Source organism: Moraxella sp. 179-F 1C4 NHS (assembly GCF_045370505.1).
In the GTDB taxonomy this organism is placed as follows: domain Bacteria; phylum Pseudomonadota; class Gammaproteobacteria; order Pseudomonadales; family Moraxellaceae; genus Faucicola; species Faucicola tetraodonis.
The window spans coordinates 158,589-184,648 of sequence record NZ_JBIQEC010000004.1; the positions used below are offsets into that span (position 1 = coordinate 158,589).

General features: G+C 43.0%; 23 protein-coding genes. 12 read left to right on the forward strand and 11 right to left on the reverse strand.

Going from position 1 to position 26,060, the window contains the following annotated elements:
• The first annotated feature begins 160 nt into the window (after nucleotides 1–160).
• A complete protein-coding gene (gene tkt / locus ACH0AB_RS03395) occupies nucleotides 161–2,158 on the forward strand; it encodes a transketolase (RefSeq protein WP_406877169.1) in 1,998 nt (665 codons plus the stop codon).
• A gap of 103 nt (nucleotides 2,159–2,261) precedes the next feature.
• Here tkt and ACH0AB_RS03400 read toward each other — a convergent pair whose 3' ends face one another.
• Both ACH0AB_RS03400 and ACH0AB_RS03405 read right to left on the reverse strand, forming a co-directional pair.
• Nucleotides 2,262–3,065: a UDP-2,3-diacylglucosamine diphosphatase gene (locus ACH0AB_RS03400; RefSeq protein ID WP_406877170.1), complete on the reverse strand. Its 804-nt coding sequence runs from the start codon at nucleotides 3,063–3,065 to the stop codon at nucleotides 2,262–2,264.
• A 10-nt stretch (nucleotides 3,066–3,075) separates the two neighbouring features.
• Nucleotides 3,076–3,585, reverse strand: a complete 510-nt coding sequence (locus ACH0AB_RS03405; RefSeq protein WP_219298590.1) for a peptidylprolyl isomerase — start codon at nucleotides 3,583–3,585, stop codon at nucleotides 3,076–3,078.
• Nucleotides 3,586–3,797: 212 nt separating this feature from the next.
• On the opposite strand from ACH0AB_RS03405, the gene ACH0AB_RS03410 reads away from it, so the two are divergent.
• Together ACH0AB_RS03410 and ACH0AB_RS03415 are read left to right on the forward strand one after the other, a co-directional pair.
• Nucleotides 3,798–5,549, forward strand: coding sequence for a glutamine--tRNA ligase/YqeY domain fusion protein (locus ACH0AB_RS03410; RefSeq protein ID WP_406877171.1), 1,752 nt, complete (start codon nucleotides 3,798–3,800; stop codon nucleotides 5,547–5,549).
• A gap of 356 nt (nucleotides 5,550–5,905) precedes the next feature.
• Nucleotides 5,906–6,940 (forward strand): D-alanyl-D-alanine carboxypeptidase family protein, encoded by a 1,035-nt coding sequence (locus ACH0AB_RS03415; RefSeq protein WP_406877172.1) that lies wholly within the window; start codon nucleotides 5,906–5,908, stop codon nucleotides 6,938–6,940.
• Nucleotides 6,941–7,051: 111 nt separating this feature from the next.
• Here ACH0AB_RS03415 and ACH0AB_RS03420 read toward each other — a convergent pair whose 3' ends face one another.
• On the reverse strand, nucleotides 7,052–7,378 hold the full coding sequence (locus ACH0AB_RS03420; RefSeq protein WP_062334665.1) for a TraR/DksA family transcriptional regulator: 327 nt from the start codon (nucleotides 7,376–7,378) through the stop codon (nucleotides 7,052–7,054).
• A 277-nt stretch (nucleotides 7,379–7,655) separates the two neighbouring features.
• Between ACH0AB_RS03420 and ACH0AB_RS03425 the strand changes: the two genes are divergently transcribed.
• The 4 genes from ACH0AB_RS03425 to ruvA all read left to right on the forward strand — a co-directional run bounded on the left by ACH0AB_RS03425 (nucleotide 7,656) and on the right by ruvA (nucleotide 11,404).
• The gene (locus tag ACH0AB_RS03425) at nucleotides 7,656–8,846 is read left to right on the forward strand and encodes a phosphoglycerate kinase (protein WP_406877173.1); all 1,191 of its coding nucleotides are present in this window, start codon (nucleotides 7,656–7,658) and stop codon (nucleotides 8,844–8,846) included.
• A gap of 175 nt (nucleotides 8,847–9,021) precedes the next feature.
• Complete coding sequence (locus tag ACH0AB_RS03430) at nucleotides 9,022–9,426, forward strand: hypothetical protein (RefSeq protein ID WP_007116727.1); 405 nt, start codon at nucleotides 9,022–9,024, stop codon at nucleotides 9,424–9,426.
• A 211-nt stretch (nucleotides 9,427–9,637) separates the two neighbouring features.
• A complete protein-coding gene (fba, locus tag ACH0AB_RS03435) occupies nucleotides 9,638–10,675 on the forward strand; it encodes a class II fructose-bisphosphate aldolase (RefSeq protein ID WP_007116726.1) in 1,038 nt (345 codons plus the stop codon).
• 108 nt (nucleotides 10,676–10,783) lie between these two features.
• Nucleotides 10,784–11,404, forward strand: coding sequence for a Holliday junction branch migration protein RuvA (ruvA, locus tag ACH0AB_RS03440; RefSeq protein ID WP_406877174.1), 621 nt, complete (start codon nucleotides 10,784–10,786; stop codon nucleotides 11,402–11,404).
• A 51-nt stretch (nucleotides 11,405–11,455) separates the two neighbouring features.
• On the opposite strand, the gene accC is transcribed toward ruvA, so the two are convergent.
• The 6 genes from accC to ACH0AB_RS03470 form a co-directional block, all read right to left on the reverse strand.
• Nucleotides 11,456–12,823 (reverse strand): acetyl-CoA carboxylase biotin carboxylase subunit, encoded by a 1,368-nt coding sequence (gene accC, locus ACH0AB_RS03445; RefSeq protein ID WP_406877175.1) that lies wholly within the window; start codon nucleotides 12,821–12,823, stop codon nucleotides 11,456–11,458.
• Between the two features lie 55 nt (nucleotides 12,824–12,878).
• Nucleotides 12,879–13,298 (reverse strand): acetyl-CoA carboxylase biotin carboxyl carrier protein, encoded by a 420-nt coding sequence (locus tag ACH0AB_RS03450; RefSeq protein WP_100269924.1) that lies wholly within the window; start codon nucleotides 13,296–13,298, stop codon nucleotides 12,879–12,881.
• A gap of 168 nt (nucleotides 13,299–13,466) precedes the next feature.
• Nucleotides 13,467–13,955, reverse strand: coding sequence for a type II 3-dehydroquinate dehydratase (gene aroQ, locus ACH0AB_RS03455; protein ID WP_406877176.1), 489 nt, complete (start codon nucleotides 13,953–13,955; stop codon nucleotides 13,467–13,469).
• Nucleotides 13,956–13,965: 10 nt separating this feature from the next.
• On the reverse strand, nucleotides 13,966–15,147 hold the full coding sequence (locus ACH0AB_RS03460) for a tRNA nucleotidyltransferase/poly(A) polymerase-related protein (protein ID WP_406877177.1): 1,182 nt from the start codon (nucleotides 15,145–15,147) through the stop codon (nucleotides 13,966–13,968).
• A gap of 83 nt (nucleotides 15,148–15,230) precedes the next feature.
• Entirely contained in the window at nucleotides 15,231–17,537 is a 2,307-nt protein-coding gene (locus tag ACH0AB_RS03465) for an NADP-dependent malic enzyme (RefSeq protein ID WP_406877178.1), read from the reverse strand.
• A 141-nt stretch (nucleotides 17,538–17,678) separates the two neighbouring features.
• Nucleotides 17,679–19,193 carry a protein adenylyltransferase SelO gene (locus ACH0AB_RS03470; RefSeq protein ID WP_406877179.1) on the reverse strand — a complete coding sequence of 505 codons (1,515 nt, stop codon included), beginning with the start codon at nucleotides 19,191–19,193 and terminating at the stop codon, nucleotides 17,679–17,681.
• 364 nt (nucleotides 19,194–19,557) lie between these two features.
• On the opposite strand from ACH0AB_RS03470, the gene ACH0AB_RS03475 reads away from it, so the two are divergent.
• Together ACH0AB_RS03475 and lipB are read left to right on the forward strand one after the other, a co-directional pair.
• Nucleotides 19,558–20,901 carry a calcium-binding protein gene (locus tag ACH0AB_RS03475; RefSeq protein WP_406877180.1) on the forward strand — a complete coding sequence of 448 codons (1,344 nt, stop codon included), beginning with the start codon at nucleotides 19,558–19,560 and terminating at the stop codon, nucleotides 20,899–20,901.
• Between the two features lie 44 nt (nucleotides 20,902–20,945).
• Entirely contained in the window at nucleotides 20,946–21,626 is a 681-nt protein-coding gene (gene lipB / locus ACH0AB_RS03480) for a lipoyl(octanoyl) transferase LipB (RefSeq protein ID WP_284033992.1), read from the forward strand.
• Nucleotides 21,627–21,672: 46 nt separating this feature from the next.
• On the opposite strand, the gene ACH0AB_RS03485 is transcribed toward lipB, so the two are convergent.
• Entirely contained in the window at nucleotides 21,673–22,626 is a 954-nt protein-coding gene (locus ACH0AB_RS03485; RefSeq protein WP_406877181.1) for a LysR family transcriptional regulator, read from the reverse strand.
• Between the two features lie 271 nt (nucleotides 22,627–22,897).
• Between ACH0AB_RS03485 and ACH0AB_RS03490 the strand changes: the two genes are divergently transcribed.
• The 3 genes from ACH0AB_RS03490 to ACH0AB_RS03500 all read left to right on the forward strand — a co-directional run bounded on the left by ACH0AB_RS03490 (nucleotide 22,898) and on the right by ACH0AB_RS03500 (nucleotide 25,607).
• Entirely contained in the window at nucleotides 22,898–24,040 is a 1,143-nt protein-coding gene (locus ACH0AB_RS03490) for a DUF805 domain-containing protein (protein ID WP_406877182.1), read from the forward strand.
• Nucleotides 24,041–24,327: 287 nt separating this feature from the next.
• The gene (locus ACH0AB_RS03495) at nucleotides 24,328–24,699 is read left to right on the forward strand and encodes a hypothetical protein (protein WP_406877183.1); all 372 of its coding nucleotides are present in this window, start codon (nucleotides 24,328–24,330) and stop codon (nucleotides 24,697–24,699) included.
• 179 nt (nucleotides 24,700–24,878) lie between these two features.
• Nucleotides 24,879–25,607 (forward strand): hypothetical protein, encoded by a 729-nt coding sequence (locus ACH0AB_RS03500; RefSeq protein ID WP_406877184.1) that lies wholly within the window; start codon nucleotides 24,879–24,881, stop codon nucleotides 25,605–25,607.
• A 153-nt stretch (nucleotides 25,608–25,760) separates the two neighbouring features.
• On the opposite strand, the gene ACH0AB_RS03505 is transcribed toward ACH0AB_RS03500, so the two are convergent.
• The coding region (locus ACH0AB_RS03505) for a S1 family peptidase (protein WP_406877186.1) at nucleotides 25,761–26,060 on the reverse strand (300 nt) is incomplete at its 5' end.

Below are 26,060 nucleotides of genomic sequence, written 5' to 3' on the forward strand. Positions count from 1 at the left end.
TGCTTTTATTTGAAAGCCGAGCAAACTAAACGGTTAAAGCTAAAAAAATGACCCAAAACTGTGATAAAATTTGTCACAGTTTTATTTTTAGCATGTTACATACGACAAAATTTAATTCTGTAATTAATTCTGTAACTAATTCTGTAATATAGGAAAGCCAATGACAACCCCAATTTCTGAACGTCGTCTTGCCAACGCCATCCGTACCCTAGCTTTTGAAGCGGTGCAAAAAGCCAATTCTGGACATCCAGGCGCGCCGATGGGCATGGCAGATATCGCTGAAGTGTTATGGCGTAAGTTTTTAAAGCACAATCCAACCGACCCAAATTGGCTAAATCGCGACCGTTTTGTGCTTTCAAATGGTCATGGCTCAATGCTCCAGTACGCGTTGCTGCACTTGACGGGATATGACGTTAGCATTGAGGATATCAAAAATTTCCGCCAATTGCATTCTAAAACACCTGGTCACCCTGAATATGGCTACACCGCAGGTGTGGAAACTACCACAGGTCCCTTGGGTCAAGGGATTGCCAACGCTGTAGGTTTTGCGATTGCAGAAAAAACCCTAGCCGCGCAATTTAACCGAGACGGTCACCAAGTCATCGACCACCAAACCTATTGCTTTTTAGGTGATGGTTGTTTGATGGAAGGTATTAGCCATGAAGTTTGCTCATTAGCCGGTACGCTGCAGCTGGGCAAATTGGTTGTATATTATGATGACAATGGTATTTCGATTGATGGTGACGTCGAAGGCTGGTTCTCAGATGACACCCAAAAACGTTTTGAAGCTTATGGCTGGCAAGTGCAAAAAGTTGACGGTCACGATACCGATGCCATCACCCAAGCAACCCAAAATGCCATAGCTGAAAAAAATAAACCCTCCCTCATCATCTGTAAAACCGTGATTGGCGCAGGTTCACCCAACAAGCAAGGCTTGGAGGCCTCACATGGCGCACCCCTTGGTGCAGATGAAATCTTGCTTACCCGTCAAGCCCTCAAGTGGGATCACGAAGCCTTTGAACTTCCAGACGATATTTATGAAGGGTGGGACTGTACAGTTAAAGGTCAAGCGCTACAGCAATCATGGGAAAGTGAGTTTGATGCTTATAAAGACGCTTACCCAGAGCTTGCCAGTGAATTGCTTCGCCGTGTGAATGGTGACTTGCCAGCAAATTTTGAGACACAAGCTCAGGAATTTATCAAGGCGTGTCAAGATAACCCAGAAAACATTGCAACGCGTAAAGCCAGCCAAAATTCAATCAATGCCTTGCAGCCATTATTGCCAGAGCTGCTTGGCGGTTCCGCTGATTTGGCAGGGTCAAATCTGACTTGGTTTAAAAATGCCAAAGCGCTCGAAGATGACGCGGCAGGTAACTATATTCACTATGGTGTACGTGAATTTGGTATGACGGCGATTGCCAATGGTATTGCCTTATACGGCGGCTTTATTCCCTATGTGGCAACGTTCTTGATGTTTATGGAATATGCGCGCAATGCGGTGCGTATGTCAGCCTTGATGAAACAACGCGTCATTAATGTCTATACCCACGACTCAATCGGTCTGGGAGAAGATGGACCCACTCACCAACCTGTTGAGCAGTTGTCAAGCCTGCGTGCTACCCCAAATCTACATACTTGGCGACCATGTGATACGGTCGAGTCAGCCGTGGCATGGGTAGAAGCCTTGAAAGCAAAATCAACGCCATCCGCGCTGATTTTTAGCCGTCAAAACCTACCGCATCAAGCGCGAGATATCGAGCAAGTAGCCAATATTGCCAAAGGTGGCTATGTGCTAGCCAAAGAACAAGGTGAGCTACGTGCCATCATCATCGCCACAGGTTCAGAGATTGAGCTTGCCATGAATGCTTATACTGAGTTGACTGCCGAAGGTTTGGGCGTGCGCGTCGTATCAATGCCCTGTGCTGAAGTGTTTGGCAAACAAGAAATCAACTACCGTGACAGTGTGTTGCCACCGCAAGTGCGTGCGCGTGTAGCGGTTGAAGCCAGCCATATCGATTATTGGTACAAGTTTGTAGGGCTTGATGGTAAAGTCGTGGGTATGACCACCTTTGGTGAGTCTGCCCCTGCCAAAGACTTGTTCCCATACTTTAACATCACCACTGATGCGGTCATTCAAGCCGTGAAAGCGGTTGTTTAAATTTAATTGTTGACTTACTAAAAGGTGGGCAATGCTCGCCTTTTTTATTTCTCAATTAAATTGAAAACACCGCAACAAATAATAGTAAATTCTTTGAGAGCATTTAACGATTAACTGTATAAGAAAATTCGACCAAATTTAGTTGCCCCAACATTGTAACGCCAATGACAGCACTAACACTGTTGTCATTCAATCGCCAATCACCTAGCACTAACCGTTTTTTATTGCCAATTTGATGAACAGCAGGGCGATGAGTATGCCCATGCATCAGTATATCGGCTTTTCGCAACGCTTGTTTGACGGCCTGTTCATTGACATCCATGATTTGCAGGGATTTTTTGGTATTATCAGTTTTGCTTTTTTGGCGTAAATCTTGCGCGATTTGTTGGCGTCTTTTGATGGGTAGCGCGAGCAAAATTTTTTTAGTGATAGGATGTTGGATGATTTTGCGAAAGCGTTGGTAACCTTTATCATCGCTGCACAGCGCATCGCCATGTTCTAGGCGAACTTTTCTGCCATTTAACGTCAAATAAAACGGCTCAAAAATCAATTGCCCGCCAAACTTGTCGCAAAATTGCTTCCCAAGCAGAAAATCCCGATTACCATGCATGACAAAAATCTGGCAGTTTTTATCGGATAATGCTTTGAGCTTTGCTATAATCGGTTGCAGCGCATCTGTTAAGGTGTCTGTATCGGCAACATCATCCCCTAGCCAAGCTTCAAACCAATCACCGAGAATAAAAAACTGTTTTAGGTTGGGCAATAAAGCCAATTTATCTAAAAAATCTAAAAAAGCCTGCCCCAAAGGATTAGTGGCAGGCTCATTCATGCTCAAATGTAAGTCACTGATAATAACCTGCGCAATGGCCGAGGAATTATCGGTGACCAAATCTGCAAAACTTTGCATACAAAAAAAATTATTTCTCAATTACTTTTGCATGGGTAATCACCACAGGCGTGGTTGGTACATCAGCGTGGAAACCGTATTTACCAGTAGGTACACCTTTGATTTTATTGACAATATCCATGCCTTCAGTCACTTTACCAAACACGGCATAGCCCCAACCTTGTGGGTTTTTGCCAGAAAAGTTTAGGAAACTATTATCTTTTACATTGATAAAAAACTGCGCGGTCGCTGAATGTGGGTCAGAAGTACGTGCCATCGCAATCGTGCCGACTTCATTTTTTAAACCATTATCTGCTTCGTTTTGGATTGGGGCGTTGGTAGATTTTTCTGTCATGTTGGCGTCCATACCACCACCTTGAATCATAAAACCGTCAATGACGCGGTGAAAAATCGTACCATCATAATGACCTGATTTGACGTACGCTAAGAAGTTTGCCACGGTATTGGGGGCTTTTTCTTGATTGAGTTCGATAACGATGTTACCCATGGTGGTTTCTAATTCTACGTATGGCATATCCATTGTGAGCTCCTAATGGTTTTTATGGTTAAAAAAACGTATCTTGCAATTGTTGTGGCTATCCTAGCGATTTTCAATCAAAAAGTCAGTATTTAGTTTGCAAAGTTGGCAAAATTAAATGTTTCAATTAAATTCATTTAAGTTTTTTCAATGTCAAAAAACTGCTAGAATGGCAGATTAGTTCACCATTTTTGTAATAGGTAAGGGGCAACCAAATGACGGCGACGACCGACAAAAATACAAAAACCGACGATACAGCAGCCAGTAGTGAAAAAAATGACTTTATCCGTGCGATCGTACGCGATGACCTTGCTTCGCAAAAATATAGCCAGATTGTGACCCGTTTTCCACCTGAGCCCAATGGCTACTTACATTTGGGTCATGTCAAATCTATTTGTCTCAACTTTGGGCTTGCCAAGGAGTTTGCAGGGCTGTGTAACCTACGGTTTGATGACACCAATCCTGATGCTGAAGATCAGGAGTTTGTCGATAATATCAAAGATGATGTCAAATGGCTCGGTTTTGATTGGGCAGGTGAGGCTCGCTATGCGTCCAGTTATTTTGGTCAATTGTATGATTGGGCGGTGAAATTAATCAAACAAGGCGATGCCTATGTTGATTTACAAAGTCCTGAGGATATTCGTGAAAACCGCGGCAATTTTGGTCAGGCAGGTAAAAACTCACCTTACCGTGACGCCAGTGTTGAAGAGAATTTGCAACGCTTTGACGATATGAAACTTGGCAAATATGGCAACGGTGAAGCGGTGCTTCGTGCCAAAATCGACATGGCAAGCCCCAATATGAATATGCGCGATCCGATTTTGTATCGTGTCATGCACCAAGCGCATCACCAAACAGGCGATGATTGGTGCATTTATCCCATGTACGATTATGCGCACCCGTTGTCAGATGCCATCGAAGGTATTACGCATTCGATTTGTACCCTAGAATTTGAAGACCACCGGCCGTTTTATGACTGGGTGGTAGATAAAGTGGGCTTTGAGAAAGAACCGCACCAGTATGAATTTGCCCGCCTAAACGTAAACCATATTTTGACCAGTAAACGCAAACTCAAAAAACTGGTCGAAGATGACTTGGTGAGCGGCTGGGACGATCCGCGTATGCCGACAATTGCCGGTATGCGCCGCCGTGGTTATACCCCTGAAGGCTTGCGGGATTTTTGTGACCGTGTAGGCGTGAGCAAGTCAGACGGTGTGGTGGATTTTGGCTTACTGGAATTTAGTATTCGTAACTCATTAGAGCATGTGAATCGTGCTATGGCGGTACTAAGCCCACTAAAAGTGACGATTACCAATTTTGATGAAGCCGTCGCCAATGTTGAAACACTCAAAAAAGACAGTGTAAAAACTAAACTCGACAATGGGGTTTTATGGTTGACCCAGCCTAAAAATAGCCATGATGACAGCCAAGGTATGCGTGACATTCCCTTTACCAAAGAAATTTATATTGATAAAGGGGATTTTGAAATCACGCCGCCTGAGGGCTATAAACGCTTGTCATCGCAAAACCCAGAAATCCGCTTACGCAATAGTTATGTGCTAAAGATTGAGGAGCACATCACTGACGAAAATGGCGAAGTGGTGGAATTAAAAGCCACCATCGACCCCAAAACATTGGGTAATAACCCTGAAGGACGTAAGGTTAAAGGTGTGATACATTGGGTTTCAGCTAGTCTAGGTGTACCTGCGAAGGTACGTCTATATGAGCAGCTGTTCACCCAAGAAGACCCCGCCAAAATTGACATCAATAATCTAGCTGCAGAGATTAACCCTAACTCGCTACGTGAAGTAGATGCCATTGTCGAGCCTTCTTTATCACAAGTCAATGCAGGCGAGCGTTTCCAATTTGAACGTGAAGGGTTTTTTGTGGCAGATAGTAAAGACTATTCACCAGAGCATTTGGTGTTTAACCGTATTGTGACCTTAAAAGACAGTTTCAAACCATAAATCATCTTTAACTTATAAATTAGCTGGCATAGCAATATGTCAGCTTTTTTTGTAAAAGGATATCTTAACCTATTGTTACTTATGGTTTTATTATTGTATTAGCTAGACTGTTTTGTTATTTTTTTACATGCGTAATATTTGTATTGTGCTAAACTACTGATCGTAAATTTAAGTCAGTCTTGCGTAATCAATCCGTTATTCTTGTTAGATTTTGTAACTTTTAATGGCTTGATTTTAATGGCTATTAGGCTTAAGGTATCGTTGTTGATCTGTTTTTCGTAAATGTATTGGTAGTTTTGGTAACTGTATGCTTTATCCAACAGCAAGTTAACCATGATTTGATTGAGAGTGTTGAAATGAAAACATTGTTAAAGAAAACGTTGTTAGGTGCTGTGCTTGCACTGGTTGGCGTACAAAGTAATGCTGAATTAAATATGCAGACAGGTAGCCAGGCTAAAGTTAGTTGGGGTGGGCAAGGTAGTTTAGATAAAGCCCGTGCTATCATGTATAACAGCACGCCACAGACGACAAATTTTAATAGCGGTAATTATAATAACTATAACAATGCATACAGTGAGGATGATGGTTACAATCCAGCGTGGTCTCAAGATAGCACACGGGCTTCGGGCAGCTATTTTGCTAATTCCAAAGGTGCCTTGGTAGTGGATGCGTTAACAGGCAATACCATTTATGAAAAAAATGCTGATATCGCCCGTCCGATTGCGTCAATTAGTAAATTGATGACAGCTGTGGTGGTAGCGGAATCAGGCGCTAACATGAGCGAAACATTGACGATTAGCCCATTAGATTTCAAAACCCCAAAACAATCGGGCAGTGACCGTCTAAAAGTTGGCGATCAGCTTAATCGTGCTGAAATGCTACTGATGATGATGATGAAATCAGAAAATCCCGCGGCTAAAGCATTAGCACGTACTGACCCTATGGGCTATGACAATTTTATCAGCCGTATGAACCAAAAAGCGCGTGAATTGGGGATGACGCAAACCCGTTTTTATGACCCATCGGGTTTGGATTCTCGTAATGTGGCGTCACCACGTGATTTGGCAATTTTGGCGCGCTATGCTTATAAGCATAATTTAATTAGCCAGTTTAGTACCACACCTAGCCGCCAATTTGGGGTAAATAATATCAATTCAGGTTATCGCACGGTTGCAGCACGCAGTACCAATTACATGGTGCGTGATGGTCTATACAATATTGGCCTATCAAAAACAGGGTATATTCGTGAAGCGGGTAACTGTGTTTTATTTGAAACCAATGTCGGTAATCGTCCAGCCATCGTAGTTTTATTGGGTGCCAATGACTCAAAAACCCGCTGGAACGATGCAGAAAATATTATTGCTAACTTAAGCATGCGCCGATTTACCTAATCAATTCGCAATTAATTGACTGATTTTTTGAAAAAAAAGCAAGGATAACTGTCCTTGCTTTTTTTATCAGCACAAAACTACCAAAACCAGCTATTTGATGTGTTTTATAAGCTATTTAGCGTGTTTCATACAGGTGGTGGCAAAGGGTACCGCTTCCAGACGCTCGGGCTCGATTTCTTCACCGCTGACGGTGCAAATACCGTAAGTCCCATTTTCGATACGAAGTAAGGCATTATTCACCAATTCAAGGTTTTGCTGGGCTTCAACTAGTAAGTTTTTACGTACATCGTTTTGCTCATTAATCACCGCTTGGTCGTCCCAATCTTGGGTCATATCCGTATCAGGATTTTGCATATCATGTTGTATTTTATGCACGCGAGTTTGGTATTCTTGTTTTAGGTCAAGTAATCGTTGTTTTGCTTTGTCAAGGTCAACCATAAATACTCCAATTTAATAAGAAAATATTGAACGCAGTGCTGCATTCATGTTTTTGTTCTTATAAGCTTATCATCAAGACCCCTCTTAATAAAGTAGTAATATAGTAGTCATACCGTGTTATCAGAGTGCGCGGCGTTAGTTGATAGCATCAATAATGTTAAAAATACTCAAAATATGCTAATCTACGCGTATTTTTTATTCAATTTTTGTTGTCATGTGACGACGTTTTATCAACCCCTACGGGTCACCATCCTGTTGTTAACTTAGAGGTTAATCCATGCAATTTGCTCGTTTAAACGATATTGATGTTTCTGGCAAAACAGTTTTGATTCGCGAAGATTTAAATGTACCGTTAAAAGATGGCAAAATTGCCAATGATGCCCGCTTAAAAGCAAGCTTACCCACCATTCAGTTGGCTTTAGATAAAGGCGCAGCGGTTATCGTTTGTTCACATCTAGGTCGCCCCGACCCATCAAACCCTGAAGCCAAATATTCATTGCAGCCAGTCGCAGATTATTTGGGTGATGCTCTGGGCAAACCTGTCAAATTAGTGACCGATTATGCCCAAAATAATGTGACAGTAGCCCCAGGTGAAGTTGTGCTACTGGAAAATGTACGTTTTAATGCGGGTGAGAAGAAAAATGATGCCGCTTTATCTGAACGCTACGCCGCTTTATGTGATGTATTTGTGATGGATGCTTTTGGTACGGCTCACCGTGCTGAAGCGTCAACAGAAGGCGTTATCGCCAAAGCAAAGATTGCCTGTGCAGGCCCGTTATTGGCGGCAGAACTTGATGCATTAGCCAAAGCTTTAGATAACCCGGCCAAGCCCATGCTTGCGATTGTTGGTGGCTCGAAAGTTTCTACCAAATTGGATGTGCTTAAATCATTGGCAAAAATCTGTGACCAAATCATTGTGGGTGGTGGTATTGCCAATACATTCTTGGCAGCCAAAGGTGCCAATGTCGGTGCATCGCTATATGAAGCGGACATGGTAGAAACGGCGAAAAGCATTATGCAAGAAACCAATGTATTGCTACCTGACGAAGTGGTCGTCGCCAAAAAATCACAGATTGATTTTGATGATTTTTTGGGCTCGCTAGAATCTGCCGATGCCGTAACCAAATCGGTCGATACCATTGCAGATGATGAAATGATTCTAGACATTAGTGCAAACAGTGCGGCGAAACTTGCCGATGCGATTAAAAATGCCAAAACCATCTTATGGAATGGACCTGTCGGCGTATTTGAAGTCGATAAATTTGGGGAAGGTACCAAAATCGTTAGTGAAGCAGTCGCAGCAAGTGCAGGCTTTAGCATTGCCGGCGGTGGTGATACGCTCGCTGCGATTGACAAATACAAGGTCGCCGATAAAGTAAGCTACACATCAACAGGGGGCGGGGCGTTCTTAGAATTTGTGGAAGGTAAATCGCTACCTGCCGTGCACGCACTGAGCCAACGTGCCTAAATGCTAATAATCATTATCATTAATTCAGCGATTTAAATTTATCATCGCTGAATTAATGTAATGTTAAGTTAATATTTGTATGGTAAACATTGTAATTAATTGCACCAAAAATATATTGTCGATAAGATATTATGCAAGTATGTATACCCATATGTTTGGCGTTTAAGGAATGAATATGTTAAAACGTAATTTAGTATTGGCAACTTTATTAGCCACTTTATCAATTACTGCGTGTAGTAAAAAAACGGAAGAAGCCGCAGCTAACGGTCAGCCTGAAGCTGCAGCGAGCGCAGCGGGTCAAGACATTAAAGACGCGACTGCAAGTGCCGCCAGTGCAACAGCAAATGCAGGTGACGCAGTTGCCAGTGCTGCTACCACGGGTGCCGCGGTTGCCCAAGGCGCAGCAATCAACGCGACTGAAGCTGTTGCCAATGGTGCCGCCCAAGCTACCGAAAACGTAGCCTCTGCTGTAGCGACTGGTGCAGCCAATGTAGCACAAGGTGCAGAAGCGGTTAAAAACGATGCAGCAAATAGCAACACTGATATCCAAACCACGGTACCAGAAAAACAAAAATATTAATTTTAGCATTTACTCTAAAAGAGCCCCAAAATTATTTTGGGGCTTTTTGATTGGGTTAGGCATGTTGTCATGATATCTATCATCGCAAAGTTATTTTTTTTGAATTCAAATTGTAGTGCACTTCTGTTATACTCAAGCCTTGTCCAACACGGCAAAACCCAATTTTCCTAAAATTTTCAATTGATTATTAACTTTACCAAGAGAAAGTAATATGGCTTTGATTTCTTTGCGTCAGCTTTTAGACCATGCAGCAGAAAACAACTATGGTGTTCCTGCATTTAATGTCAATAACTTAGAGCAAATGCGTGCCATTATGATGGCAGCGGATGAAACCAACTCACCTGTGATTGTGCAAGCATCGGCAGGCGCACGCAAATACGCAGGTGCCCCATTTTTACGCCATCTTATTTTGTCTGCCATTGAAGAGTGGCCACATATTCCAGTGGTTATGCACCAAGACCATGGTACCAGTCCAGAGGTTTGCCAGCGTTCAATCCAATTGGGTTTTTCATCGGTGATGATGGATGGCTCGTTAAAGAGTGATGGTAAAACCCCTGCAGACTATGATTATAATGTGGCAGTGACGCGTGAAGTGGTAAAACTCTCTCACGCTTGTGGCGTATCAGTAGAAGGTGAGATTGGCGTTTTGGGTAGCCTTGAAACGGGTATGGCTGGTGAAGAAGATGGCGTAGGGGCGGAAGGGAAACTTGACCACTCACAGCTATTAACCAGCGCCGATGAAGCTGAGCAATTTGTTAACGATACCCACGTCGACGCACTAGCGATTGCAGTCGGTACTAGCCACGGGGCGTATAAATTTACTCGACCACCTACCGATGATATCTTATCGATTGCACGTATCAAAGAGATTCATGCCCGTATTCCTAATACTCACCTTGTGATGCACGGCTCTTCAAGTGTGCCACAAGAATGGCTCAAAGTGATTAATGAAAATGGCGGCAATATCGGTGAGACTTATGGTGTGCCAGTTGAGCAAATCGTAGAAGCCATCAAACATGGCGTACGTAAAGTTAATATCGACACCGATTTACGTTTGGCATCAACGGGTGCGATTCGCAAATTCCTCGCTGAAAACCCGGCAGAATTTGACCCACGCAAATATTTTGCCAAAACCATCGATGCCATGAAAGCGGTTTGTATTGATCGCTATACTGCATTTGGTACGGCGGGTAATGCGGATAAAATTCGCCCAATTAGTCTAGAAAAAATGGTTAGTTTCTATAACTAAATACTAGAACTAAAGTTTTAGCAAATGACTAAAAAGCATGACATTCAAGTGGGTTGACTGAGGTTGCCCACTTTTTTATTGGATTAAATTATTTGTAGCGAGTCATCAATGATAGGATTAATTCAAGGGCAAGTGCATCATCTAATGGCACCTACGGTAGTGGTGATGACCACAGCGGGCGTTGGGTATGAAATTGAGATGCCGCTCAATGCATTTTGCCAAGTACAATTAAATCAATCCGTCACTTTGTGGACGCATTTTTTGGTACGCGAGGATGCTCAGTTGTTATTTGGGTTTTTAAGCCATAGCGATCGGGACGTGTTTAGACTGTTGCTTAAAGTCAATGGGGTGGGGGCAAAGATGGCATTGGCAATGATGTCAACCGTAACAGTGCAGGAGTTGCACCAGTTTGTGATGAACAATGATGAGCTGGCATTGACGCGTATCCCAGGGGTTGGCAAAAAAACCGCACAGCGATTGATTGTTGAGTTAAAAGATAAAATCAAGCACTTAGGTGATACGTCAGGTTTTGCACCTTTATTGCCACTAGAGACCGATAGTGGCAATGAAGGCATTATCATTGCTGAAGTCGAAGCGGGGTTGATTGCACTAGGCTATCGCGATAAAGAAGCGCAAGCTGCGATAAAACTGGCTAAATCTGCCATTGATTCACCGTTAACCATCCAAAATCTGCTTAAGGCGTCTCTTAAAAATTTGGCGATGAATTAAAATTGCATAAAAAAAGAGGCTCAAATGACCCTCTTTTTTTTACCATTAACTTTATTCTTTTTCGGTTTTTGACGTCTCTGGGGGAGATAATAAGTTTTTTTCTAGATAATGAATGTTTTGCGCTTGTTTACAAAATGCCTTGTCTTGCAAAATTACATCGCGATGCAATGGCACATTAGTTTTGATGCCGGTGATAATCAGCTCGTCAAGGGCATGGCGAAGCTTGGCAATCGCTTGTTCACGGGTTTGACCATGACAGATTAATTTGCCGATCAATGAGTCGTAAAAGGTAGGGATGGCATAGTTGGGATAGAGGTGCGAGTCAAAACGTACACCGCTACCATTTGGCATAAAAAAGTGGGTCACCGTGCCGGGTGAGGGCATGAAAGTCACAGGGTCTTCGGCATTGATACGGCACTCGATGGCATGACCGCGAATTTCTATTTCGTTTTGACGATACGATAAACCATAGCCAGATGCGATTTTGAGTTGTTCAACCACCACATCAATGCCGGTAATCATCTCGGTGACAGGATGTTCAACCTGTACGCGGGTATTCATTTCAATAAAGAAGAATTGCTCGTCTTCATATAAAAATTCAAACGTCCCTGCACCGCGATAGTTAATTTGCTCACAAGCACGGACGCAAGCTTGCAAAATGGGCTCTTTGATATCCTCAGGAATCTCTGGGGCAGGGGCTTCTTCAAGCACTTTTTGGTGACGACGTTGTAGCGAGCAATCGCGATCAAATAAATGAATGGCATTGCCTTCGCCGTCACCTAACACTTGCACTTCGACATGGCGTGGGTTTTTTAAAAAGCGCTCCATATAGACGCTATCATCTCCAAACCACAATTCGGCTTCTTGTTTTGCGGCTTGCACTTGAGACAATAACTGCTCAAGGCGTTCAACAACCCGCATACCACGACCACCACCACCCGCTGCGGCTTTAATCAACAGAGGAAAACCAATGGCTCTAGCTTGTTCTTCAGCGTTAGCCAGAGTGACGCTGCCTACTGAACCAGGGACGGTAGGCACACCGGCTTTTTTCATGGCGTTGATAGCGGATATTTTGTTACCCATTAAGCGAATGTGCTCAGGCGCAGGACCTACGAAGGTCAGCCCTGCCTCTTCCACGCGTTCGGCAAATTCAGCATTTTCAGATAAAAACCCATAACCTGGATGAATGGCATCAGCGCCAGAGATTTCTGCGGCTGTTAGTATGGTATCGATATTGAGATAGCTTTGACTGGCATTGGGCTTGCCAATACAGATGGATTCGTCAACGAATCGAAGGTGCATCAAGTTGTCATCTGCAGTTGAGTAGACGCCCACCGTTTGGATGCCAAGCTGCTTACAAGCGCGAACAATGCGAAGCGCAATTTCACCACGATTGGCGATCAGTAATTTTTTTATCATTGCTATCCCTAATTTTTATCGATAAACAAACTTCAAATATACAAAAAGTTAAAAATTAAGACTCGTAACGGACAATCGGTTGACCAAATTGCACAACATCGCCGTTTTGTACCAAGATTTCTGCAATGATACCGCTTTGGGTTGCTTCAAGCGGGTTCATAATTTTCATGGCTTCAATAATGCCTAAACTATCCCCTGCTTGTATCTGTTGACCCACCTTAATAAATGGCGCGTCATTTGGGCTCGGTGCAACATAATACACCCCAACCATCGGTGATGTTTCTACCATGCCAGATTTTACAGGGGCAGCATTAGCGGTTGTCGTGGTGGCTGTAGTTGCTGTGACGGGTTGAACATTCGCTTGGGGTAAATGGCGGGAAATAGAGACCTTTTTATCGCCATCTTGTACGGTTAATTCTGCTAACGTTCGCTCTTCCATTAAGTCAATAAGTTGTTTGATTTTACTTATGTCCATATCCTAACTACCTTAAAATTATACGCTTCATAGACAACTAATTCATAGATTGCCGTATTGTAACAAGATTTTTCTAAAATAAATAGATATAGCAGGGTATATTTGTGTACGTTTGTACACTTAAAATTTGCTGCCATGTTGCTATTGATTTTAGGCTAAATTGTATTGCTACTGATATTTTTGAACCAGATAATTAAACGCTGCAGTATAGCCAAAAGCGCCCATACCACAGATGACGGCTTCAGCTTTGTCACTAAAATAAGAATGCTGTCGAAATGGCTCACGCGTGTGGATATTGGAAAGATGAACTTCTATAAAAGGTTTATTGACGGCGAGTAGGGCATCGCGAATTGCTACCGATGTGTGAGTAAAGGCAGCGGGATTGATGATAATCGCGTCAATCTGCTCGTCAGGATTTGTGGTCAACAAACCGTGATGATGGATTTTATCGATGAGGGCAGATTCTTGATTTGTTTGAAAACAGGTGAGTTTGACTTGATGCTTGCTGGCTAATTGTCTTATATCATCTTCAATATGTTGTAGGGTTTGAAATCCGTAGATTTCTGGTTCTCGCTTGCCAAGCAAATTGAGATTCGGACCATTTAGTAATAACACATGGGTTAGTGGGGTCTTTGCTATTGCTGTCGTTGTCGTCATGATGCTTCCTTTATCGTGGCTGATTTAAAATTTCCTCAAGTTTTTGCAACCTTAACTTGTCAATGGCTTCACCGATCTGTTTGCCGGTCAGCTCGCTTGCCACATCTTTGGCAGAAATTTGAGTTAATTGTGTTTTGATGGTGGTTAATAGCGCGGTTTGTTTGACCTGTTGATAAAGATGAATGACTTTCAAGGCTTGCTCTAAAAGTGAGGTGTCTTTAAGGCTATTACTCAATCTTAACAGCTCAAACAATGGGTCTGCAGTTAAGTGATCGAAATTTTTTAATGCATCAAAATGCTCAAAAATAAATAACCCCAATCGCTCATAATTTTTTGGGATTTTTAGATTTTGGCAAAATTCTAAATACTCGGTGGTTGGGTTATTGTGTTGCTGGTGAGACTTAAAGCAGGTTGCAACCAAAGCGAATTTCATGACGTTGTCCGCTTGTTGCTCTCCCGCCATTCGCAGAGCAGATAGCATCAATTGCCATTGCTTAGGATTATCAATCGATGCTTGATACAATTTTGGCATAATGACATCGAGGACATTGAGCTGATAAAGCGTGTCAAAATAAATATCCGACCAAGCTTGCGTTAACGCCTTTGACGTCTCTGACCATACGCGCTCAGCGACAAGATGATTGAGCTCACCCGCGGCTTTCATTTGGCTGGTAAGTTTCGTGGTTGACTCATCGACTGTAAATCCAAGTGGCGCATAACGACTGGCAAAACGGGCAAGGCGCAATACGCGTACCGGATCTTCTGCAAAAGCGGCGGACACATGGCGTAATTTTTTTTGCTGAATGTCTGCTAAGCCACCATACGGGTCGATGATATCGCGCGCATCAAATTTGCCCTGTTTAAAACCGCAGTCAAACAAGCCATTGACTTCTATGGCCATGGCATTGATGGTGAGATCGCGCCTGGCTAAATCCTCTTCTAAGGTGACAGCGGCGTCAGCGTGTACGTTAAAACCAAGATAGCCGTTACCGCTTTTGCGTTCCGTGCGAGCCAGTGCATATTCGTCATGGGTCTTTGGGTGTAAAAAAACTGGAAAATCGGCACCTACTTGCGAAAATCCCAATTCAAGCATCTGCTCAGGCGTTGCGCCGACTACCACATAATCGTGTTCAGTGACCTCGCGCGCTAATACATAATCGCGTACCGCACCACCGACCAAATAAACCTGCATAATTACCCCGATGTTTTAACTAAATTAAACCCATAAAAAAACCAGTTTAGAGCACTAAACTGGTTTTATCAATCAACACAAAATTATTTTGCCAATTCTTGCGCTTGCGTTACCGCTACAGCTGTCATATTGACGATACGACGTGCTGTGGCAGAAGATGTCAAGATATGCACAGGTCGTTGCGCTCCCAGTAACAACGGACCCACAGTCACACTATTGGTCGCCGTTTTTAATAAGTTAAATGCGATGTTAGCCGCATCTAAGTCTGGCATGATGAGTAGGTTGGCTGAACCCGTCAACTTGCTAAATGGGAATGAGGCATGGCGGATACGGTCATCAAGCGCGGTATCACCATGCATTTCGCCGTCAAACTCAAAATCAACATTCATATCGGTCAGTAAATCATAGACTTGACGCATTTTTTTGGCGCTTTCAAAGTCAGATGAACCAAAGTTTGAATGTGATAACAATGCCACACGCGGTTCAAGACCAAAACGGCGGACTTCTTGCGCTGCTAATACTGTCATTTCCGCTAGTTGTTCAGCAGTTGGGTCTTCATGCACATAAGTGTCAGCAATGAACAAGTTACGACCTTGAATCAATAAGGCATTTAACGCATAAAAATCTTTAGCATCTGCTTGTTTTTTGATGACGTTTTGCACGTAGTTTAGGTGCAAGTGGTATGAACCAAACGTACCACAAATCATACCGTCAGCATCGCCACGTTCAACCATTAGCGCGCCAATCAAAGAAGTTTTACGGCGAACATCACGACGTGCCAACTCAACCGTCACACCATTGCGTTTGTTCATCTCATAATAAAACTGCCAGTAGTCTTTGTAACGTGGGTCGCTTTCGATGTTGACTAGTTCATAATTTTCACCTGCCACCATACGTAAGCCCAACCGTTGGATTTGGTTGGCAATAATGGTTGGACGACCGACCAAGATAGGTTTTGCCAAGCCTTCATCCACCACCACTTGCACTGCCCGCAATACGTTTTCATACTCACCTTCACAGTAAACGATACGTTTTGGTTCTTGTTTGGCACGGGTAAAAATAGGTTTCATCAAGAACGCAGAGTTATAAACAAACTCTGAGAGTTTATCGCGATAAGCACGCATGTTTTCGATGGGTAGCGTGGCAACGCCAGAATCCATCGCCGCTTTGGCAACCGCTGGTGCAATCTCCAAAATCAAATTTGGTTCTAGCGGTCCCGGAATTAAGTATTCACGACCAAAACGTTGGGTTTCATCCACCGTTTTTTGACCTTTTTGTGGGGTGGCTTCCACATGTGCCATGGCAGCAATGGCTCGCACGCAGGCAATTTTCATTTCTTCGTTGACGGTCGTGGCACCCACGTCAAGCGCTCCACGGAAAATATACGGGAAACACAGTGCGTTGTTTACTTGGTTTGGATAGTCAGAGCGACCTGTAGCGATAATCGCATCGGGACGCACCGCTTTGGCATCTTCAGGTAAAATTTCTGGGTTTGGATTGGCTAGGGCAAAGATAATGGGATCTTGCGCCATGCGTTTTACCATATCTTGGGTCAGCATGCCAGCGGCAGATAGACCTAAGAACATATCCGCGCCTTCAATCACATCCGATAGGGTTTTGGCTTCGGTATCGCGGGCATAACGCTGTTTTGACTCATCTAGGTTTGCGCGGTTGCTGGTGATGATGCCTTTTGAGTCAGCGACAAAGATGTGTTCTTTTTTGGCGCCCAACGCACAAATCAAATCCAAACAAGAAATCGCTGCGGCACCCGCACCAGAGACCACAATTTTGATGTCTTCGATTTTTTTACCGGTAATTTCTAGCGCGTTTAATAACGCGGCAGATGCAATAATCGCGGTGCCATGTTGGTCATCATGGAACACAGGAATATTCATGCGTTTACGCAGTTCTTTTTCGATATAAAAACACTCAGGGGCTTTGATATCTTCAAGATTGATACCGCCGAAGGTAGGCTCTAAAGAGGCAATCGCTTCGATGAATTTATCTGGATCGTTTTGTGCCACTTCAATGTCAAATACATCAATGCCGGCAAATTTTTTGAACAGGACACCTTTACCTTCCATCACAGGTTTTGACGCCAAAGGACCAATATTCCCCAATCCTAAAACAGCGGTACCATTTGTCACCACCCCGACTAAGTTGCTACGAGCGGTATAAAGCGCGGCTTTTTTTGGGTCTTTTTCAATTTCTAAACAAGGTACGGCAACGCCAGGCGAATAGGCAAGTGCCAAATCCCGTTGGTTGGCAAGTGCCTTGATGGGGGTAACAGAAATTTTACCTGGGCGTGGATTGGCATGATAATGCAAGGCGGCTTGTTCAAATAATTCTTTGTCTGATAAGCCATTGTTGGTCGGCGATAATTTATCCATAATATCCTTCGTTGCGACAGTCGTTTTCGAATCGTAGTGTTCGCTATTCTAGCACTATTGACAGATTGATGACTAGTTGAGTACCGGCAAAAAATAAAACTAGTTAGGTAAAAAATCGCGCTACCGACCTTGGCTATCATCTCAAGATGAGCAGCTGACGCATATTTCAGGCGCATCTGCCAACGGTGGCTCGGTGTCAGTCGGTTTGGCTAATGCACTAACTTGGTAAGGATTAGCCAGTAGCTGATACAGTCTATCCACCTCGCTCATGTCATTTTGTTCAGCCAATTCAATGGCTTGCTGTGCCATGCTGTTTCTTAGGACATACACGGGATTGTGGGTCATTACCAACTGCAAAGAATCCTGCTGTAATTTGGTATGGTAGGTAGCAATCCAGTCCGCTAAGGTGGCATTGAGTTGACCGTTACTGCTGCTAATTGAAATTTTCAATTGATTAAGTAAATTAAATTCATGTAATAGGTTTAATTTATCATTAGGTTTGGCGTCAGCAACGATTGCTACTAGCGCTCGCAAACTGTTGGTAAAGTCGAGTTTGTTTTGCTGCATGGTCTCTAAGTACTGCAAAGCAAAGTCACAGTTTTCTTCACTGCTGGGTAAGCCAAATTTTTGGCAGAGACCTTGCTGATAATACTGATAAAAAATCTCACCAAAACTGTCTAAAATGTCGGTTAAATGCTCGCGCGACAAGGTTTCTGGCGGATGATTGGCGGTCAGTTTTTCGCCATTAAGACGTAAAAATAAGGTAATCAGACGTGACAAATTCCAAAGTCCAATGGATGGCTGGTTTTGATAAACATAACGCCCGTTGTAATCAGAATGGTTATTGATCCAAATCGGATTAAAGCGCTCCATAAAACCATAAGGACCAAAATCGATGGTCGCACCTGTGATAGATAAATTGTCGGTATTCATCACCCCATGGGCAAAGCCAATCAGCTGCCAGTCGGCAATGGTTTTGGCAGTTTTATCAACGACTTGTCTCAAAAAATCTTGAATGGGCGTATCACTGTCAAAACAGTCGGCGAAATAAGTTTTGATGACATAACGGGTAAAATACAGCAATAAATCAGGCGCATAATTTGCCACCCATTCAAAATGCCCGAAGCGAATATGACAATCTGCGGTACGTAGTAGCGCCGCGCCGCGTTCACGTGTCTCACGGTTGACAGGGGTATCTGACACCACAAAGCCTAGCGCGTTGCTAGACCGAATGCCCAAGCCATTAAGCGCATGACCTGCCAAATACTCTCGCACGACGCTTCGAATCACCGCACGACCATCCCCCATGCGCGAGTAGGGGGTTAATCCTGCGCCTTTTAGATGCAAATCGGTCAATTGTCCGTCTTTATCGATTACCTGAGCGAGTAATAGACCACGACCATCGCCTAATTGCCCTGCCCATTGCCCAAATTGGTGTCCAGCATACGCCATGGCTAATGGTTCAAAACCGTCGGGAACCATGTCACCGCCCAAGATTTCGACCCAATGCTGTGTTAAAAACTCATCATCAGCCCAACCAATTTGGTGGGCGACTTGCGGATTAAAATGCCCTGCTTGCGGGTTCGTGAGCGGTTTTGGGGGTTGTTTATGATAAAGCCTTGGATCGAGCGTGGCATACGAGTTTTCAATTTTCATAATTTTTCCATGTTTATAGGCATTACTAATCTGGATGTTAAATGCCCCTGTTTAAGGCGTTTTAAGTTATTAATTGCGCTATAATAGCGCGTTAACAGCCGGCTTAAAATTTGATTAAGCTTGCTGACGTTTTTTAAAATTTATATTGCTTACTATACATTTATCCGACGATAGGGTCTGTGCAATAACTGTGCATGAGGCAATGCCGCTATAAAACTCACTTTTTGCTGTGATAACTTTTTACTGTCATTAAGCGTTACTTGATAGAAAATCCGCTTAAAAAAGCAGTAAAAAAACAGGTAAAGAAAGCCACTTAAAGAAACTACCTAAACTAACTAAAAAGCCACTTACGTAAAGGAAGGTCATGCCTGCGTTAGATCTTAACAATCCCAACAATGTCTATTTGGTTCAATCGGGATTTAATGTCCAAGATATCGAAAAATCGCCTACCTTGGTCAATTTGCTCAATCGATTTCAAGGTAACTTACTCATTGATGAGCAAGATACCACCGTCGGTGTCGGCGCAAAAGCCTACGGCAATACCATTCATATTGCTAAAAGTTACAAAAATTTTTTGAACATTGCCCATGAGCTAGGGCACGCAACCGGTCAATACCAAAAAATCAATAGTGATAAAGACAATTTGTATCAATTTGATACGCCACAAGCCTATGGAATGGCACGCGCCAAAGCGGAGGGTGAGGCAACTTATTATGAGTTTTTGGTGGCAAAAGAATTGGGGTATCAACGGTTTGTCAAACCCTTGTGGCTCGATAACGCGGCAAAACCGCAAGATAAAGATGTGTTTACTGAAGTCGATGAAATCATGCGCCAAGCAATCAGTGAAAACGACAAAATAACCCAATTGGCAGTCCTTAATCAAAGCATGTTGCCTAGTGGGCAGTTTCACGCGCCACTTTATACGTATGATGAATACAATACCTTGGTGTTCTTGAATAACCGTTTTGCCATTTCGCGTATATCGCAAGATTATCAGCAAGCATTTGGCAAGCCACTGGATTGGAACAGTTATGAAGCCAAATCCCTTGCTAATAAAGCTAACCAGCATTTTGGCACCTTAGCTAATGACGTCATTATCAATCACCATATTGATGGTTCTGTACTTGGACAGCAGGGCGTAGGGGATTTATTATGGGGTAGTCAGGGGGACGATGTGCTAGTGGGTAATAGCGGTCAAGATCGGCTGCTGGGCGGTGCTGATGATGATGTGCTCATCGGCAATGCCGGTGATGATATGCTAGTGGGTGGCACGGGCAATGATTTATATTATTTCACCAAAGGATTTGGTCATGATACCATCATCAATGCAGGCGGTGGCAAAGATACGCTTTATCTTGCGGATAGAGGATATAACGAGTTGAGCCTAGTCACTCAAGAAAAGCAGGATTTAACGCTGGATTTTGCAACTACCTCGCCCAATAACAATGAGAAAACCCATACGCCGACTGACGATCAACTTACCATCAAAGATTTTTATTTGGGGGGCGATAACGCCAGTTTAGCCATCGGTTTTGCAAAAAGCGGTATCGCCAACCCTGCGATGCTGATGCCAGTCAGTCAATTAACCAGTCAATTAAAAAATTTTGGCTCAGTCTCGCAGCGTGATATGACTGATTATCAGTCAATACTGCAAAAATCTCTTTTACAACTGGGCAAAGTCAATCTTATTGCTACAAACGACAAATAAGCGGTTTGTCACACAAACGCAAAAAGATACTGCAAGGAAATGCGATGTTACCATTAGAAATTAAATATTTGCAAAACGCTCAATATGAACCCACCCATGCGGCAATGCTGGCGCGCGTGTTATCGCGTATCGAGCAAAAAAAATCTACCAGCAGCGAGCAGGCGCAGCTTAGCGCTGATGAGTTATGGATTGTGGATCACGAAAATGTGTTTACACTGGGTCAAGCGGGCAAACCTGAACATATTTTGCAAAGAGATAATACCCCCATCATCCACACCGATCGTGGCGGTCAAGTCACTTGGCACGGTCATGGGCAGTTGGTGGTGTATTTTTTATTTGATTTAAATGCGTTGGGGTGGGGCGTGCGCGATTTGGTCAGTAAAGCTGAAAACATCATCATTGATGTCATCACGCCTTATTTGCCGCCAGATTTTTATGCCAAAGCGCGTGCGGATGCGCCAGGGGTGTATGTGTATAATCAAGACGATTTAGAACTTGGTAAAATTGCGTCATTGGGATTTAAGATAAAACACGGCTTTAGTTATCATGGCATCGCCATCAATGTACAGAATGATTTGACCCCGTTTCAAATGATCAACCCTTGTGGCTATGCCGGCATGACCATGTTGCGTCTAGCAGATTTTGCGGACGTGGATTATCAAGCATTTACCCAACAATTTATCAGCCGTGTCAACCAAGAACGCCAATTTAGCCTAAGCAAATAAAATTTTACTAGCGGCTTAAATATAAGAGTCTTTAATATAACTGTGTTTAATTCAAGGATTGATTAGAGTAGGTAATGCCTTTAGCTTCATACACTTGGTAAGTCGCTTGCAGTAAATCATCAATATACGGATTGGATTGGTGTGCCAACACATTCATAAAAATCGGGGTTGTCGCATCTTCGTGGCGTACACGATGATAATGAATTTGCTCGGTACGCACGGTTTTTAAACTATCAGGCACTAAGGTGATACCTTCACCTGCCGCCACCAAGCCCAAAGCGATTTGGATATCGCGCACTTTGGTGGTCAAATGAGGTGACAACTGATGGCGGGCAAACAAATACATGAGTTGGTCAGTTTCGCCATTCAATAGCGGATTTTGCAGGATTGGCAAGGGCGTGCGATGATACAAAATAAGCGTATCTTCTAGCAGCTCTTTAAATGCGATGCCGATATCATCTGGGCGTGATGCCAAGGGGTGCGCCATCGGCAGCGCCACCACAAAGCGTTCATGCCGTAAAAATATCTGTTGCACAAAGTTGTCACTGTGCCGAAATCTTCCAAACCCCACATCAATGTCTCCCGACTTTAGCGCTGACATTTGCTGCTCTGAATTGATTTCGACCAGCTTGATATCCAAATTGGGGTGTCGCTGTTTGACTGTAGAAATAATCTCAGGCAACAAACCGTACAGCACTGAGGCGACAAATCCTATCGTAAGATGATTGCTTCTATGCGGCTGGGCAAAGCGCTGAGTCAACTCACTGGCTTGCTCAAGTTGCAACAATATTGGCTCAATCTGTGCCAAAAAAAAATGTCCCGCTGTGGTTAAGGTCATTGGGCGGTGATAGCGATCCAGCAGCTCGACACCCAGCTCGCTTTCGAGTTGCTGGACATGGCGGCTTAACGATGGCTGCGATATAGCCAAGGTTTTGGCAGCTTGGCTAAAACTGCCTGCTTTTGCCACTACCACAAAATAAGTGAGTTGGGAAATATCCATATCAATACTCAATGATCATTACAGCGTTGTGTTATCGGGGTTAAAAATTACTTACTCATTCAATAAATTATTTATGCAACAAATTTGCGATCAAGCCAAACCATTAAATCAATGTCACTAAATCAATGTTACAAAAAATGTCAAATTTATGTCGCCATTTCAAGATATTCTAACCAATATATTATAAAATTTGGGCAATACTACGTTAAAAATATCACGCTAAAAACCTTACGCTAAAAGAATTTTAAACCTCTAGATTAAGTTGCTCATTATGGCCATCCGTCTACCCAAGCCAAAAAAAGCCCAGTCTTTACCCCCGATTGAACCCAGTTTCGATAATATGCATCAAGTTGATGAAATGCAAGCTGATGAAATAATTGAAACTGAAGCAGGTACGTCTTTTGTCACGTTAACCGAGATGCATGAAGGCTTTAATAATCGTCGGTTTTTTGACTGGCATGGTCGCGTTAGCCGTGTTCAGTTTTTAGCGTATTCCACCTTCAATGCGTTGATAGCATTAATGCTGGTCGCTTTACTATTTGTGATGATTGGCGGCTTTCAAGGCATAGTAAATGCCAGTAGTGAGCAGTTGCCGATGAGTTTGCTTGGTGCAAGTAGTGTTGGTGTGGCGGTTTTGTTTTATCTACAGCTTGCCGTTAGCAAACGCCGCTTCAATGATCTTAACAAAACAGGGTGGCTTGCGCTATTGATGCTAGTGCCCGGGGTAAATGTCTTAGTTTACCTTTACTTGCTAGCAGTCAAAGGCAGTGAAGGCGCCAATTATTATGGCTTACCTGCTAGACCTGCTAGCCAATTAAAAACGGTACTGATGGTATTGATTCCGCTGTTAGTCATCTCACTCATCGGTTTGTTAACCCAAGTTGTCGTGCCCAGCTATCACAGTTATCAAGCGATAAGAAACAGTAGAGACGCTCAAAACAACGTCATTGTGACGGCAACAAACCCTAGCCAATCGGCGCAGATATTGCCTGCAACTGCTTCCGCTGTTGTTGCCTCGACCACTCAACCAGAGAATTTAAGAACAGAAGCGGTGGTAATTACCGGTGAGCAATTAGGGAACGGCGTGGCTTCCACCCCACAACCCACCGCGCCAGCGAATGTCAATCCCGCTATGACCACCAATCAAGTGTCAACAGATACACTTGCCAATACGCCAAGTAGGACTAATCAGATGCCTGAGGCGCCAATTGACACCGCTAATCCCAATACCCCAAATCCTAATAGCTTAAATCCCAATAACCTAAATCCCAATAACCTAAATCAAGGTTCAAATGAGCGCGCGCAGACGGGCAGCAGTAATCCAACAACGAATGCCCCTAATAGTCAAGGGGTGGTTTCTTATGAAGACTTTGTCAAAGCCTCTGAGCAACAAATATTTATCGATAGAAGATAATTTTTTTAAATCTACAGGTTAAATAAAAATTTTCCATCCTAGTACAAATCATGGGTGCCAAAAATTATAAATTAAGAGGGCGTAAGTTTAACTATTAGCGGTTTACAAACGGTTTCAAATCTGCACATTTGCTAATACAAGTTAGCTAAGTATAACAAAACCACAATTAAACCTATGCTTAAATTAAAGCACGATATCCCTATAATGTTAGCTATCAAAAAGGGGTATTTTACATGAAAATGAACAAAACACATGATAATATAAGGAGGGGCCTAACACCTCAAAGTATGGCTTCTCAATTAGTTTTTGGTGACGTGGATGAGAGTGATTATAGTCAGGCAACTATTAAATCCCTATTACCGAGCTACGATAGTCAGCAAACGTATTTGACAGATTACCCGTCTAATTTCTTTACCATGCAAGATGAGGACAATCAATTAACCAAAGACTTGCGGTTTAAAGATAGCGTTAAAGAGTCTGCAAAACTACCAAAAAAGCTACCAAAAAAATCAGCTAAAGATGATTTGGTGGATGATTGGGCAACCGATAATAAAATCGATGATGAGTCTTGGCGCTATCATCGTAAATGGCTTAGTACCGTCTTTATGATTTGGTTCTTTTTAGCGGTCGCCTTATTGCTAAACGCTGCTTATTATTAACTGAAACTTTTAACTACCACAGTTTTTTTGAGTAATCATTAATCATTACATTTCACCATGTAATGATTTTTTTTGGCTCAAATAAATGAAAAAAGTTTTATAATAAAGCTATTATGATGAAAAAAATCATTTAGATAAACAAACCATTTAGATAGACAAATCATTTAAAAGGAAATCCCTTGCCAGTCACTCAAACGGATGTTAATACACAAACTATAGCCAAGAGTACAAACAATAACACAATCATAGATTTGCTTGCGCTTATCACTGATACCATGCCGCAGTGGAAAGTGCATCGGTGTCAAGTGACGGACGGGGTTATCTCACAGCACTTGCCTATGAAATTTATTTACCATTATGAGTATTTATCTGACCTACTCAAACTGCAACATCCGTTAAATGGTCAATTGCTAGCAAGCTTTGATCGATTGCTGACGCGAGAACAATTTGCGCAAATGCTGGGCATTCATCTCCACCAAGTAGTCAATCCTTGGCAAATAAAGTTTGCTGGCAAATTGGTGGTGTTTTATCAACACCCTGACATTGCATTACGCTTGCATTGGGTGAATACCATCAAAACATTTGAGCCCATCTATCTACAATCAAAATTATCTCAAGCAGAATCGTTGCCCTATGCGATTGATAATGCTTTTACCAATTGGCAGATTACGGGAGTGGAAATTATTCAAAAAAATCCACAGGTCGAGCTTGTGTATGACAGCGATGACACCAATGGCACCCAATCCATTTTGCCTTCCACCCAATTTGTGCCTGTACCTACGCCGTTAGCCCATTGGATGATGGCATATTTTCAGTCGAATGCTGTTATTGCCAATGAATGGTTGGCGCTAATTAAATCAGAAGCGCAATCTTATGCCCAAACACAGCATTTTATTGCCGACCCGTGAATAGCCACCAAAAATCTAGACACATTTAGCCATCTGCTGCAGCTTTAGCGCTTGATTGAGTGATTTTTTAATCGTTGTGAGTCTAAAGTGTTGACTTTTTTGATTGTATATCTTCTCTGCTGACTTCGATAAGTTCAGTTTAATAAAAAGCTGTCACGCCCCACAGCCAACTAACCACAAAGCAGATTTACTCTGTTTGGTAATCTGAGGCGTGGATAGGGGTGTTTGGCTAATATTGTGGGTAAGCTCGCTCACATTAAGACCGCAACTGGTTAAAAGCGCGGATAATAATTGATATTTGACCGCATAGTTCATATTTTGGGCGTTGGCAATGGTATGGGTAACCATACCGACCACTTCGCCTGTGGGAAGTAGAAGCGGACTGCCACTTGAGCCAGGCTGAATTGGCGCAGTAAACTGCATAAAACGAATATCATTGCCAATGCCTTGTAG